Annotated in this window: 7 protein-coding genes; all 7 read left to right on the top strand. The window is 32.7% G+C overall.

Annotation, left to right across the window (positions count from 1 at the left end; genetic code table 11):
• Positions 1-210: 210 nt before the first annotated feature.
• Entirely contained in the window at positions 211-573 is a 363-nt protein-coding gene (locus tag ACZ0AH_RS13105) for a BlaI/MecI/CopY family transcriptional regulator (RefSeq protein ID WP_463476242.1), read from the top strand.
• Complete coding sequence (locus tag ACZ0AH_RS13100) at positions 570-2,690, top strand: M56 family metallopeptidase (protein WP_463476241.1); 2,121 nt, start codon at positions 570-572, stop codon at positions 2,688-2,690. The genes ACZ0AH_RS13105 and ACZ0AH_RS13100 overlap by 4 nt, the downstream gene beginning before the upstream one ends.
• 405 nt (positions 2,691-3,095) lie before the next feature.
• Entirely contained in the window at positions 3,096-3,380 is a 285-nt protein-coding gene (locus ACZ0AH_RS13095) for a hypothetical protein (RefSeq protein ID WP_463476240.1), read from the top strand.
• A gap of 405 nt (positions 3,381-3,785) precedes the next feature.
• Entirely contained in the window at positions 3,786-4,556 is a 771-nt protein-coding gene (locus ACZ0AH_RS13090; protein ID WP_463476239.1) for an alpha/beta hydrolase, read from the top strand.
• A 779-nt stretch (positions 4,557-5,335) separates the two neighbouring features.
• Positions 5,336-11,125: a fibronectin type III domain-containing protein gene (locus tag ACZ0AH_RS13085; RefSeq protein ID WP_463476238.1), complete on the top strand. Its 5,790-nt coding sequence runs from the start codon at positions 5,336-5,338 to the stop codon at positions 11,123-11,125.
• Between the two features lie 86 nt (positions 11,126-11,211).
• Positions 11,212-15,291: a DUF6443 domain-containing protein gene (locus ACZ0AH_RS13080; RefSeq protein ID WP_463476237.1), complete on the top strand. Its 4,080-nt coding sequence runs from the start codon at positions 11,212-11,214 to the stop codon at positions 15,289-15,291.
• Positions 15,251-15,976, top strand: coding sequence for a hypothetical protein (locus ACZ0AH_RS13075; RefSeq protein WP_463476236.1), 726 nt, complete (start codon positions 15,251-15,253; stop codon positions 15,974-15,976). Before ACZ0AH_RS13080 ends, ACZ0AH_RS13075 begins: the two co-directional genes overlap by 41 nt.
• Positions 15,977-16,062: the final 86 nt, after the last annotated feature.

The following is a 16,062-nucleotide window of genomic DNA, read 5'->3' as shown; positions in this document are numbered from 1 at the left end:
GGAAATTGTTGCGACTTCATAAACAGACATTCAAAAAAAATATTTAAAATCATTATGTTTATTATTGTTCTGAAAATCAATAGTTTAAATTTATTTAGGAAGGAATTTTTAAATTTTTATTCCTTCAATAACTAATCTCTTAGTTAAATAACTAACAAATTAGTTTGTCTACTAATTAATTAGTAGTATCTTGCACGAAAATAGTAAACCATGATAAAACTAGCCAAACGAGAAGAACAAATCATGCAGGTGTTCTGGGATTTGAACAAAGCCTTTATAAGAGATATAATTCCATTACTGCCAGACCCAAAACCACATTATAATAGTGTGGCAACAATTGTAAAAATATTAGAAGAAAAAGGATTTCTGAATCACGAAACAGCTGGAAATATGCATTGTTTTTTCCCGGTAATTACGAGAGAAGAATATCAACAATTTGCATTGAAAGATGTTGTGAGTCAGTATTTTGATAATTCTTATCCTCGAATGCTTGCCTTTTTTGCAAAAGAGCAAAAACTTACAGAAAAGGAATTAGATGAAATCGTAAACATCATTAAAAAAGAAAAAATATGATACCTTATATTTTATATACAGCCCTTATTCTTTCAGCGTGTTTTGTGTTTTATAAACTGCTTTTGCAAAAGGAAACCTTCTTTTATTTAAACAGATATGTATTGCTGACTTGTATGATATTGGCTTTTATTTTGCCTTTGGTGCCGGTTCCTCAGCAATTATCGTTTAGAAAATCTTCTGCAGAAAAACATATTACAACTGTTGCAGCTCCGGTTAGTAAGATTGAAACTGCAGCGTTAAAAAAGAATCCTGTTCATGTTGAGCCAACACTTGTTGAAGAGACCAAACAAAGCATCAATGTTGAGTCAGTTTTACAATGGCTGGTTTATTTGTATTGGTTTGGCGTGATAATCTTTGGGTTAAATTTTTTAATGCAGGCCGTTATTTTGCTTTACAGAGCTTATTCACAGTCGGTTATTCAGGATGGGAAATTCCGTATTGTTGAAATTACAGATGATAAAGCGCCTTGTTCCTTTGCCAACAATATCTTTATTAATCCGGAAAAATATGAGTGGGAAACGTATAATCAGATTTTGCTTCATGAAAAAATTCATATTGAGCAAAAACACACGATAGATCTTCTGCTTGCAGAGGTGGTTCTTATTTTTCAATGGTTCAATCCTTTTGCCTGGCAATGGAGAAAAGCATTAGAAATTAATCTCGAATTTTTGACAGATGATCAAATGCTGAAACAAGATACTGTTGAGAGAGAAAGCTACCAGTTTAGTTTGCTAAAAGTAGCCGCGCCACAATTCCCGTTGAGTCTTACAACCAATTATAATCAATCACTATTAAAAAAACGAATCATCATGATGAACTCAAAAAAATCAAACGTGCACACCACATGGAAATATTTTTTCCTATTGCCCTTAATGGTGTTGTTTGCGTGCCTTTTTAATCAACCGGCAGCGCAAAGTCAAACCCTAGCTTCTCACGAAAAAGAAGAAACGGAACACCATTCGAACATTTCACACGGAATGAAAACCGAAGGGGATTGGTTTGCCACTATCAAAGGCAAAACTGTAGAAATTAACTTTAAAAGTAATGAAAATGATAACAATTCTTCGAGCACTTTTCAGTTAAGCGATTTCGACAATATTCCAAGAGATAAACAAGGTACATTTACGTTAACAAGAGAAGCGGGAACAATGACTTTTACCGGAAAATTTGAAGGAGATAAAGGAATGGGAACTTATAAATTTAGCGCCAATTCAGCTTATAGCGAAGCAATGCTTAAAGAAGGAATTGTGGTTAAAAAAGATAATGATCTTATGGTTTTCTTTTTTGTGAATATCAAAATAGCATATGTACAAATGCTGAAGAAAAATGGCTTTAATGATATCGACAAAGACCAGCTTATTCCGCTTGCCGCCTTAGATATAAACGAAGCTTATATTATGTCTATTAAACAGGCAATTCCTGATATTGATCTGGATAATATGGTTCCTTTTAAATCATTAGATATTGACAAAGCTTATATTGAAGAAATACGCAAAGCGGGTTATAAAGATTTGAGTCCGGGAAATATTATAGCTTTAAAATCTCAGGGTATTGATGGTAAATATATTTCTGATTTTCGTAAATCTGCGAATGATATGGCTAGTAGTGAAAATTCAAATCCGAATAATAATAGCGACGAAGTAGATGCTGATGTTATTGCATTTAAGTCCCTTAATATTGATAAGGATTATGTTGATTCATTCAAAAAAATAGGATATAAAAATATTTCAAATAGTGATTTACTGGCTATGAAATCTTTAAATGTAACACCTGAATATGCAAGCGGATTTCAAAAAGCAGGTTATAAGGACATCAAAACAGAGGATTTGATCGCAATGAAATCCTTGAATGTAACACCTGAATATGCAGGTAATTTTCAAAAAGCAGGATATAAAATCAATGCCGACGATTTAGTTGCTTTAAAATCACAAAATATCACGCCGGATTTAGTACAGCAATATAAAGAACTTGGTTTTGATGATGTGAGTATTGATGATGTTATTGGCGCAAAAGCAACTGGTGCTACACCATCTTTTATTAAATCAATGAAAGCAAAAGGACATGATTTTAAAGACCTTAACAAATACATTCAGTTAAAATCTGTTCTTGGAAATTAAAAACAACAAAACTCGTTGTATGACTAATAAAAGGCCCAAACCGAAAGGAATGGGCTTTTTTGCTTTTTATAGGTTTTATTTTGAGTTTGACTATTCATGAATATTGAAAACTCAAGTTTTATTTATTAAGCATTTAACTTAATATAATTATTGTTTAAAATATTTTATCTTCGTTAAATAATAAAATTTAGACGATTTTTTTCTTCTATTTGTCAGGTAATTTCGAAAATCACAATCTCTATGAGAGCTCTAAAAAATCTAATTATTCTTTTTCTTATAATAAGTTGTGCAAAAAATAAAACAGATTTAAATCAGTTAGAAAAGTCTAAAATAAACATTGAACAAAAAACTTCAGAAGATTTTGATTCCTTTTTCAAGTTTTTTTCTTCGGACAAGAAGTTTAGAATGATGCACATAAAATTTCCTCTTGAAGGATTTAATTCAGATGAAAATGAATACAATTCAAAAAATAAACCTTACCAATGGGAAAAGGAAAACTGGCTTTTTTATTCTGAAGAAGATTTTGAAAACAAGAAAGGCCCGGATGAGATAAAAAGAAAAACAATTAAAAAAGATTCTACAACAATTTATAGAATTTACAAAGAAAATTCCGGATATGATATTCAATATACTTTTAAGAAAATTGATAACAAATGGAATTTGGTATATTATTCATATAAAAATTTTTAATAAGATAAAAAATCACTCTTATGATTAATACTGCATTTAAGCCCAAACCGAAAGGAATGGGCTTTTTAATTAAGTAATAAACTAATCTAAAAATTATTGTTAGCATATTTCTTTTTGTTAAAAAGAACTAAACTACCCAAAACTTTGAATTTTTGATTGGGCAATTGAGGATTTAACAATCAGCCAGTATTTCAATTGAAATTTTATTATATATCAAAAAAAAGCATCTAAAATTAGCGAAATTTAGTAATAAATAAAAAATAAATTTTATTTAATTAATTGATAATAAGTTATTTGTAATTTAGGCGTAAGGATTGCTTTATTTTTTTGAAGGCATATAAAAGCAGACTAAATTATAAAACCCTCATTAATAATCAGCTATTATTCATCAAATATTTTAATCTTATGACAAAATCAAAATCCATAATTCTGATCCATGGAAACTTTGTAAACAACATAAGTTGGGCAAAGTGGAAAAATTATTACGAACAAAAAGGATATACGGTTTACACACCGGCGAATCCGGGTCACGAAGGAGCTCCTGCCGATTTGAGAAATCAGGTTCATCCTGCGCTTATTAATACAGGATTTATAGATGTGGTTGAAAACATTGCAAAAATGATTGAAAGTTTGCCCGAAAAACCATTAATTATCGGACATTCTATGGCAGGAATGGCAGCAATGAAATTGTTAGAACTTGGTAAAGCAGCAGCTGCTGTAAGCATAGATGGCGCGCCGCCAAAGAATGTGTTTCCTCCTTTTGCAACATTAAAATCAGTTTTGCCTGCATTTGGTTTTTTCTCGGGAAAAAAATATTTTATGGGAAGCCGTGAGTGGTATAATAACTGCTTTTTCAATACATTGCCCGAAGCAGAAAGAGCAAATGCTTTTGACAGCGTGGCAGTTCCGGAAAGTTTTAAAGTAAGCAGGGAATTGGTTCTGAATTCATTTTCGAATATTGATTTTGCAAAACCGCACGAACCAATTTTATTTATTGGCGGAGGAAACGACAATATCTTTCCGGAATCGCTTACGACAACCATTGCAAATAAATACAAAGACAAAAACAGCCGTGTTGATTTGAAGATTTTTCAGGGCAAAAGCCATTTTATTTGTGGTGAAAAAGGATGGGAATTAGTGGCAGATTATATTTTAGACTGGTACGAGAAATTATAAGCAATTCAATTTAAAATCAATTAATAACGGAAACTATTTTACCGAGGATTTAAAAAGCGTCGAAATTCCGGCATTAATTTTACATGCCGAAGACGACCAAATTGTTCCTTACAAAACTACTGCTTTAAAGGCCCCCGAACTTTTGAAAAACGTAAAACTTATTAATATCCGGGTTTGTGTCACGGAATGCCAACGACAGATGCACCAACAATCAATGCGGATATTTAGCTTTTATAAAATCCTGAGAATTCGGTTTTAAACTGGAAGATACTCATAAAACAAAAATCCCCTTTCGTTTCCGGAAGGGGATTTTTGTTTTTATCTCACATATACCTTAAATTTTAAATTAATACATTTTCTAACATGTTATGTCTAAAGAATTGTCATTTTATGAAATTTTGACTTTTTTTACTTTAACGGATTTATTGACTTTGTCTATAATGAAAAATTTATTTTACGCACTTTTTAACCAGACAAATACTTATCAAAATTTTGATAATTAATTAGTATTTAATTGGTTAAGTAAATGCTTTTTTTAAATTTTTTAACAAGAAAAAATATGATGTTTTGATGGAAAGAAAATATATTAATATTGTGTTAATTTTTTAATCATTTAATTTTTAAAATATTAATTATTAATGATTATTATATTAATTTATTAAAAATATGCTAAAATGATTATGTTGAATAACGTTTTTAACTAATAACTGACTAAAATAATAATTTACATACTTACTCGCTTAAAAAAAAGAATTAACCCAAAAAAGACTAATAATCAAATGAATAACGATCAATTATTACAAGATATAAGGAAAAGAAAAATATTATTTTATTTATATCTCATACTATTTATATTCACATATACTGTTAGTTTTTCTCAAACAAATTCTTCGTATGCCCCGAAAGTAAACAATATACCAAGCTCACCAGAAGCAGCTTTATTGGGGCGTTTTGGAGATGTGCCAATTGGCTATTATACAGGAACGGCAAACATTTCTGTTCCTCTTTATACCATAAAAGAAAATAGTGTGGAAATTCCTATAAACCTTAGTTACCACGGATCGGGAATAAAAGTTGCCGATGATGCAACATGGGTAGGTTTAGGATGGAGCCTGGAACCGGAAGGTTCTATTTCTCAAGAAATTAGAGGTAAAGAGGATATTTGGGATAATGCTAACAACTATCTTGGTGGTTATCTTGATGAATATACAGCGTTTAAAGCGAGAATAAGTAGTGGCGCCGGATCTGCCGAGTTTGCCCATCGTAAAATATTTCAGTTAGGAATGGCACACTGGCAAGGATGCAATAGTCAAACAGGTCTTCCTGAAGGATATGCATATGATGCGCATCCTATTATGGGGAGTTTAATGCAGGGTAATGGCGAACCGGATATTTACAGTTATAATTTTTCCGGATATTCAGGTAAGTTTTTTATAAATCCTGATCTAAATAAAATTGTTCTGATAGATAAGAAAGACGAGATTATTTTTGAAAATTTAGGAGGAGGAGCCGGATTTAAGGCAACAACACCAGATGGGAATATTTTTCTATTTGATGTCATCGAAAAAGCATATGGTATTGGAGCTGTAGGAGGTGATGAATATGCAGGAAAAACATATAAGTTAAGTACAATTCAATTAACAAATAATAAAACAGTAAACTTTCAGTATACAAACAAATTGATTACTTCCCGTTTTAGTTCACAGGATCCAATAGCTCTTAATTATATTTGTAATACTAACTCTCCACCAGATACACATCCTATTGTTATGCAATTATATAACAATAGTGAGGTAAAAATGCTTCAAAAAATAACGTCAAATGATGTTATAATTAATTTTAATTTGGGAGATCGCCAGGATCTAATGCAGAATACGTCTAATGTGGCTATAAATCCACAAAAATTAGAATCTATCGATATTCTTTCTGCCAAAACTAATAAAAAAGTTAAATCTTTTCAATTTGGATATTCTTACTTTTTATCCAATGAATCCGCGGACTCTAATACCTACTTGGGTAAAAGATTAAAGTTAGATTCTGTTAAGGAAATTGGATATAATGCAAATGAAACTGCTGATAATACAAAGCCCGCTCATTTATTTGAATATGATATGAGTGTGCAGTTTCCTGATAAGAATTCGCTGGCGATCGATTATTGGGGATATTATAATGGACAGCAATATAACACAGGCCTGTTTCCTGATTTAGATTATTTTAATTTTTATAACAAGCCTTCGCTTCTTACCTCGTATACAAAATCAAACAGATATGCTGATAATACGAAAGCTAAAGCAGGTTTGCTTAAAAAAATAACGTATCCAACCGGAGGATTTACAGAATTTTATTATGAACCTAATTCCTTCACGAATCAGTTTATTCCAAATAATGCAGATTTAAGCCTTATTCATAAAGCGCCTCGAATATTGGATCGTAATGTTGATTATGTTACAGGTCCAACTGTTAGTACGCCTTTTGCATTAAGTAAATCTGTTTATATTCATTTTGAGAATAAAATTTTCAATGGTTATGCCTATCCTGCACTTCCTGCTGCCACCCAATATACCACTGAGGAAATGCAAGGCTCTTTTATTGAGTTTAAAAAAATTACAAACGGTGTAGAATCACTAATTAAAAGATGGGATTTAACATCTGTATATAATGCAGATTTTGAACGAGACCATCAAAAAGTATGGACTGAGGATATTTATGTTCAATACGATAATGATCCTTCTGTGAGATATACTGTAACGGTATATATGCCTGGAAACAAAGATACTAAGCCAGATGATCATTATAATGTAGCTATGGTTCAATCAATGATTAGTTACGATGATGATACAGGTGTTGATGCATCTACCACTATAGGAGGAGGTTTTAGAATTTCGAATATAAAAAATTACACAAAGACCGGAACTATTGCAAGCAATAAAAAGCTGCTTTATATAAATGAAGACGGTACTTCGTCAGGTAAACTTTTAAGTGCCTTTAAACCTTTTCAGGAATTAGAGATGTTCTGTAATTATTGTGGTTTGCCTAATAATGGATTACCAACTTCGAGATCAACCCGATTTACAGAGTATTTGCTTTCTCCTACTGATTTTGGAATGAATGGTAATATTGTTGGATATTCAAGAGTAGAGGAAATTGAATTAACAGCAGATGGATTGGATAACAACGGAAAAAAAGTATACAATTACTATAACACACCAAATTTAACCAAGAAAGGTTTCCCTCTGATTGAATACCAACAAAATGGTAATCTTTTACTTGAAACTTCCTTTGATAAATCGGGAAATAGAGTAAAACAGGAAGAATACGCCTATACCAACCTACAAAGCTGGCAACTACCTTTCGAAGGTATAAAAATTATTTACCATAGTATTGGAGGAGTTGATTTGGGAGATCCATTTTATACTAGTGATTCAAATAGTTCGTATGTTTACACTTACGAAACGTATCCCCTGAACTCATATTGGTATGCTAAATCAAGTGTTTTAACAACTAACTATCTAAATGGGGGATTACTCACTAATTCTGAAAGTTATATTTATAATTCTAAAGGAAAAATCAGATCTGTAATAAACAAAAACAGTAAAAATGAAACTTTAAAATCAGACAGTTATTTTGCATCTGATCCGGAAATGGCTGCAAAACCAAATGCATTTAATTTAACTGCAAAAAATATGATTAGCTCGCCTTTAGTTACGCGAACGTTTAACGGAACCCAGCAGCTATCGGAACAGGAAACTCAGTTTGGACTTTTTGGAAGTCTTTTATTACCTCAATATGTTTATGCCGGAAAAGAGTTGGCAACTGAAAAAAGAGTTACTTGTGATAAATATGATTCTAAGGCTAATATTCAACAATATACTCTGGAAAACGGAACTTTTGTGACTATTTTATGGGGATACAATCAAACAAACCCTATAGCTAAAATTGAAAATGCCAGCTTTGTGCAGGTAGCAGCTGCTCTGGGAGTAACACCAGTAGGATTAGAAAATTACAATGAGAACGATATAGCAATAATCAATAATTTACGTAATTCATTACCTGGTGCTTTGGTTACGACTTACACTTATGTTCCGCTTGTGGGCGTAAAAACCATTACAGATTCAAAAGGTTTAACTACTTATTACGAATATGATAGTTTTAACAGACTAAAATATATAAAAGATCACAATTTTAATGTTTTACAAAAATATTGCTATAATTATTTAGGTCAACAAACAAATTGTACAGATACAGCTACCGAAACTGTTTATAAAAACATTTCTAAAAGTTTAACTTTTAACAGTCAGACTTGTCCTGCAGGCTCAGTTGGATTGCCAACGGTTTACTCAGTTCCTGCCGGAATTTATTCCTCAACAATATCACAAGCAGATGCAAATGCTCAGGCAGACAATGAGATAGCTGTAAACGGTCAAAGCTTTGCCAATGCAAACGGAGTTTGTTTAGCACCGCCAGAAGCGCCAACCGGACTTACCTTTATTACTGCTACTACTTCGTCAATAAACTTTTCATGGTATGCTAGTGCAGGAGCGACCAGTTATAAAATTTATAAAAATGGAGTATATGTCAGTACAGTAACCTCGACCGCAGGTTCTTTATCTGGGTTAAATGCCTCAGAGGTATACAGCGTTCAGATATTGGCTGTCAATATAGCTGGAGATGGAGCTTTATGTGCTTCTGTACCAATGAGTACCTTACCGTCTTCACCAACAGGTCTGACTTTTAGCAGTGCTACAGGATCTTCTATTAATTTTTCCTGGTCTGCTGTTACGGGAGCAACCGGATATAAAATTTATAAAAATGGCATTTACGTAAGCAGTGTAACAGCTCCAATAACGACAGGTTCCTTATCAGGACTCGTTACATCGACTGCTTATAATGTTCAGGTACAAGCAACTAATGAATCGGGAGATGGTGCCTTATGTAGTGCTGTTTTGATGAGTACATTACCATCAACTCCAACAGGATTGGCATTTGTGAGTGCAACAGCCAGTTCAGTAAACTTTTCATGGTCAGCTGTTACAGGCGCAACTAGTTACAGAATTCATTCGAATGGTAGCTATGTAAGTACTGTAACTGCACCTACTACAACAGGCTCTTTATCTGGATTAACTGCTTCTACTGCTTATGGAGTTCAGGTAGTGGCTGCAAATGCTTCTGGTATTGGATCTTTTAGTTCTGCAGTTTTTATGAGTACTTTACCAGCAACGCCAACAGGACTAATCTTTAACAATGCAACATCTAGTTCAGTAAACTTTTCATGGTCTGCTGTCGCTGGAGCAACAAGTTACACTATTTATGTAAATGGTACTTATATGAATACTGTAAACGGTTCTACGACAACAAGCTCTTTATCCGGATTGACATCTGGTACATCTTACGGCATCCAGATACTGGCTACTAATACTTCTGGAAATGGTGCTTTATGTGCTTCAGTGCCTATGGCTACATTACCTGCGATACCAACTGGTCTGTGGCTAAGCAGTGCAACAGACTCGTCAATAAATTTTTCCTGGGGTGCTGTTAATGGTGCTACAGGTTACAAAATTTATTCAAATGGTTCGTATGTAAGTACTGTAGTGGCGCCTACAGTTACGGGGACTTTATCAGGATTAACAATTGGAACTGCCTACAATATTCAAATTCTTGCTTATAATTTATCAGGGGATGGAGACTTATGTCCTGCTGTTCCGATAAGCACTTTAGCTCCGGCACCAACAGGATTAACTTTTACCAGTTCGACTTCCTCTTCAATTAATATGTCTTGGACAGCTGTTCCGGGAGCTGTACTTTATAGAATTCATAAAAATGGTGTACATACAGATTCATCTAATACAACCACTGGTTCTTTAACTGGATTAACAGCTAACACAACTTACAATGTTCAAATACAGTCTTATAATCCATCTGGGTTGGGGGCTATATCACCAGCAGTTTCAATGACTACCCGAGTAGCTACACCTACTGGTCTTACTTTTCTCAATGCAAATCAAACTACAGTTAATATGTCATGGGCATATGTTTCAGGAGCTACAGGATATAAGGTATATAAAAATGGCGTCCTTGCTGGAACATTTGCTTCTAATACTGCATCATTATCTGGATTAAATATGTCTACAAGCTATAGTATTCAGGTATTAGCTTACAATGCTAATGGAGATAGTGCATTATCTTCAGCAGTATCTATGACTACTATTTCTGGCAGTTTTGGATATTATAGAGCATCTGGAGCATATCCTACAACTAATCAAGCAGGATTAAGCGGATCCTTGTGTAACAATTCAACTAAGCCAATTTATGTTTATGGGGTGATTCAATCGACCGGATCAGCGACTGGTTATGGTACTGGAAGCATAAGTATAAATGGAGTAGGTGTATCGCCAAGTGGATTTTTTTCGTCAAGTACCCAAAGTTTTGTTTCCGGAAATTATGTTATGGTCCCTGCCGGCACTGCAGTTACAGTAACAGGTAATTATTATGGTATAACAAGTTCAAACATGCTTTTAGCTTATTCGTTATCTCCAGGAGGATTTTTAACTTATATCTATAATTCTAATTAATAATGAAAATTATTAAAATGGCTATCTGGTCAGAATTACCTCAAGAGATTTCTAATATAATTAGTTTAAATATCACATAAAACTACATGAAAAAACATCTATCAATATTGTTTGTATTGTTATTTACAAGTATGAATATTGCAGCACAGCAATTTAGTAATGAAAATTTTATTTATACCGAAGTACCACAAAAGGCGGTGCAAAGCAGTAATTATAATATTTTATCCAAAACAGATATTCAAAGTAATATAAATTATTTTGATGGTTTAGGACGTATAAACCAAACTGTTGCTATAAATAAAGGACCTAATAAAACAAGTAACTTATTAGATTGGAAAAATAATTGGGCATTAGGCAACAGCACAATAGGTTTTTTTAATAATAATGGGGGAGCAACAGAAAATCTCAGAGTGGATGGTCTTAATCCATTTGGTAAAACAGATCGATTATGGAGGTGTGTCAATGATGGATTAAGTGATGCAGATGGTGGTTGGAATACTTCTCAGGTTGCTATCGATAAAAATCAATCTTATCAATATGCAGTTTGGGTAAAACGAACCGGAGGACAAAATGGTTTAACTTATCACGGCACACAAAACGTCGTTAATTTAGATGGTTCCGCAAATGGAAATCCTTATTTCTGGTACGGAAATCTGCCTGCATTAGATACTTGGTACCTTATGGTAGGAATCGTTCATCCCGCAAGTTATACAGGAGGTTATTCAGGAATTAGCGGCGTTTATGATATGGCTGGCAATAAGTTATTAATCGGTACTGATTTTAAATGGAGTCCTACTACTACAACTTCTTATTTTAGAAGTTATTTATATTATTCAACTGATATTAATGTAAGCCAATATTTTTATAATCCTTTTTTACAAAAAGCTGATTTAAATCCGATGACTATTCAGGGATTAATAAGAGGGATTGATTCTCGTGATATCGTAACTCACACAGAATACGATGATTTTGGAAGGCAAGGCAAAGAATATCTGCCATACGCAGCATCTACAAATGGAGGCTTATTGCAGACAAGCGCCCTTACGGATGTCTCAAATTATTACAATACCACAAAATATGAGAATACATTAAATCCTTTTAGCGAAAAATCATTCGAACCATCACCGTTGAATCGTGTTCTTAAACAAGCTGCTCCGGGAAACAGTTGGAAAACCCAGACAACTTTAGGCCATGAAATAAAATTAGGTTATCAGACCAATATTGCGGGAGAGGTAAAACAATTTATAGCGGTAAGCAGCAATCGTCTTTCAGACTTGGGGCTTTATGAACCATCTTTAACACAAACTACTACTTATGCCTCTGGTCAATTGTATAAAACAGTAACAAAAGATGAAAACTGGATATCCGGTTTAGACGGAACAACAGAAGAATTCAAAGACAAGGAAGGCCACGTAGTTTTAAAAAGAACTTATAATAATCAAGTTTCTCACGACACTTATTATGTGTATGATCAATTCGGAAACCTAAGCTATGTATTGCCACCATTGTCAAATGGAGTTTTTGATGAAGCTACACTTAATAATTTAGGCTATCGTTATAAATACGATTACCGCAATCGTTTGGTAGAAAAGAAACTGCCTGGAAAAGAATGGGAATATATTGTTTATGACAAACTAGACAGGGCAATCCTAACCCAGGATGCTAATATGAAAGCTAATAATAAATGGTTATTTACTAAATACGATGCTTTAAACAGGCCTGTTTATACTGGGGAATATGTGAATGCAAATGGTCGTAAAATAGTACAAGATTTAGCATCGGCAAGTACAGCAGTTTTATCAGAACAGGTTCAGGGAGCTACTGCAATTGGAGATGTTACTGCTTATTACGGCAATGTTGCGTTTCCTAACACAAGTATCAATATAAACACTATTAATTATTATGATACGTATAATTTTGATTTAATTGGACCTGTACCTGCAGATGTTCTTTCTTATGGAATTATTCCTGTAAATAATGTAAAAGGATTAGCAACCGGAAGCAAAATAAGAATTTTAGGAACCACCAAATGGATTACCAATGTAATCTATTACGATTTTAAAGGAAGACCAATTTATAATTATAGTTACAATGATTATTTGCAAGTTACCAACATAGTAAAAAGTAATCTTGATTTTGTAGGTAAAACTACTGAAACCACAAGTATAAATACAAGAGCAGCACTAACAACAACAATAGTAGATACTTTTGAATATGACCATACCGGAAGATTATTGGTACAAAAACAAAAAATAAATGCTCAGCCTGAAGAAATTATAGCATCAAATACCTATGATGATTTAGGACAGCTTATAAATAAAGCAGTAGGTGGAAAAAGCTATCAAAATCGTTTACAAAACATAGATTATAGCTATAATATACGAGGATGGTTAAAAGGTATAAACGATGTTAATGCAATAGGAGCGCATTTGTTCGCTTTTCAGATAAGTTATAATAATCCAACTTTGGGTGGTACGGCTTTATATAACGGAAATATTAGTCAGACATTCTGGAAAACCGCCAATACTGATACTAGTTTGAGAAATTATAATTACAATTATGATCCCTTAAACCGTCTTACATTAGCAACTGATAATTTAGGATATTATAATGAAAATCTAACGTATGATAAAAACGGAAACATAAAAACCTTATTTAGAAATGGAAATACCATTCCGGGAACTGCTGCTTTTGGAACCATTGATAATCTGACCTATAGTTATGACTCAGGAAATAAACTTCAAAAGGTAGACGATAGCGTAACAGCTAATACAGAAGGTTTTAAAAACGGAAGTAATACAAATATTGAATATACCTACGATAACAACGGAAATATGATAACTGATGCCAATAAAGGCATAATGAATATTAGTTACAACTTCCTGAATTTGCCAACTCAAATTACTTTGCCGGATGGTACAATTAATTATGTTTACGATGCAACTGGTGTTAAACAACGTAAAATTGTAGGTACTATAACAACGGATTATGCAAACGGATACCAATATGAGAATAATGTGTTGCAATTTTTCCCTCAGCCAGAGGGATATGTAGCTAATAACGGTGGAATTTTTAGTTATATTTACCAATACAAAGATCATTTAGGAAATATACGTCTTAGTTATGGAGATGCTGATGATGATGGAATTGTAACAAGTTCTGAAATAGTAGAAGAAAATAATTATTATCCTTTTGGTTTAAAACAGTTGGGTTATAATAACGCAACAGTTTTGGGTTCAGGAAATAGTGCGGCCCAAAAATATAAGTATAATGCAAAAGAATTTCAAGACGAACTGGGGCTTGAGATGTACGATTATGGTGCACGTTTTTATGATCCGGCAAGAGCAGGATGGACTACAATAGATCCTTTAGCTGAAAAAATGAGAAGATGGTCGCCATATAATTATACTTTTGATAATCCAATGAGATTTACAGATCCTGACGGAATGGGGCCTAGTGATATTATAGTTTTATCAATGGTTGATGGAAAAGAACTAACTAGAGTAAAGGCTCCAGGTGCCGATACTTATGTAAAAGTTAGTGAAGTTGCTTTTAATAAGGCAAGTTCAAGTTTTCCAAATGAAGATAAAAATTATAATACAATGTTATCTATAGGCTCTTTGAGAAGTCAAGAAAGATTATATGACAATGCAGATATAATTTCAGAACAAGTTGGAAATAGCATAAGTGTTACTGGTTCTATGAGAGAAGGAAACAGTAAAATTGGAGATGTTACTGTAACAACACAAGTTGATTTTGATAATGGAAGTAGTAAATCATTAGATTCCTTTTCAGCTGTTGCGGGTGGTTTTGGCAACGGTGCGCCAGAAAATGGTAATTATACAGTGAGTAATTTTCGTGATAGAAGTTCTGGCAATGGGGATTATAATCAAGGAATGAATAGTGATGGTGTTGGATTTAGTTTTAATTTAACCCCCCAATTTAGTACTAATAGAAGTGATTTAAGGATTCATCCAGACGGAAATAGCGAAGGAACATTAGGTTGTATTGGTTTAAGTGGGAATGCAACTCAACTTAGTGCTTTTAGTGATGCTGTAAAAGGCTTTTTACAAAATAATAAATCAATTCTGGCAACAATAAATATTGCTAATAATCCAAATAATAATGGAAGAAGTGGAACCAAAATACCAAAAGTTAATGAATAATAAAATGATAATAACAACTCTATTAGTACTTTTAGCTTTCGGATGCAAAGATAAAAGCGATACAAACGCAGATGTAATCAAACATGTTAAAGCAAATATTGATACAGTACTAATTCCCAAACCAGATTCAACTAACGCAGGGAATAAAAAAATAAAAATTGAGGAAGATGTGAAAGAAGTTGCCCCGGACTCAACAATAAACAAACTATTGTTTTTAGAAAATAGTGAATCTTTAAAACAATTTTATTCAAAGGATAAAACGATTTCTACAATTGAGAAATTAAGAGAAAGTCCTATTGCTATTTTTAGTAATAGTAATAAGTCACAATATTTATTGGCTTATCATTATGAGGGGAATCCAAAAGATCAATTTAGTTGTTTTGAAATAGGCTACTTTGAAAGTGATAAAAAGTTGATTCAAAATTCTAGTTATAATGTGGATGATAAGATTTTTGAAACAGAATCAAAATTAAGTTTAGGTATTTCTTTAGAAAAATTGATTGAAATAAAAGGTGATGGAAATGTAACTAAAAAAGATAACGATAAATTAATTATCACTTATCGAATTAATAATTATGATAAATCACCATTTTTAAAACGATATAATATGCCTGGATATTTTATGGAATTTACATTAAAAGATAATAAGGTAATAAAAATAATATTTGGATTTGATTATCCTTAAGCAATAAGAATAGGATTGTAAAAACAAAGAATAAGCAAATTTCTCGCTTTCAAGAAATTCTTATTGAAACTTTAAAATTATGCCTA

This window comes from Flavobacterium sp. AC105 (assembly GCF_979258495.1).
The sequence above is the reverse complement of the archived record's forward strand: the minus strand, read 5'-3'. Positions and strand labels throughout refer to the sequence as shown.

Coding starts and splice junctions, on each gene's coding strand:
- ACZ0AH_RS13105 (WP_463476242.1), top strand. CDS start 211: ATGATAAAACTAGCCAAACGAGAAGAACAAATCATGCAGGTGTTCTGG.
- ACZ0AH_RS13100 (WP_463476241.1), top strand. CDS start 570: ATGATACCTTATATTTTATATACAGCCCTTATTCTTTCAGCGTGTTTT.
- ACZ0AH_RS13095 (WP_463476240.1), top strand. CDS start 3,096: ATGATGCACATAAAATTTCCTCTTGAAGGATTTAATTCAGATGAAAAT.
- ACZ0AH_RS13090 (WP_463476239.1), top strand. CDS start 3,786: ATGACAAAATCAAAATCCATAATTCTGATCCATGGAAACTTTGTAAAC.
- ACZ0AH_RS13085 (WP_463476238.1), top strand. CDS start 5,336: ATGAATAACGATCAATTATTACAAGATATAAGGAAAAGAAAAATATTA.
- ACZ0AH_RS13080 (WP_463476237.1), top strand. CDS start 11,212: ATGAAAAAACATCTATCAATATTGTTTGTATTGTTATTTACAAGTATG.
- ACZ0AH_RS13075 (WP_463476236.1), top strand. CDS start 15,251: ATGGAAGAAGTGGAACCAAAATACCAAAAGTTAATGAATAATAAAATG.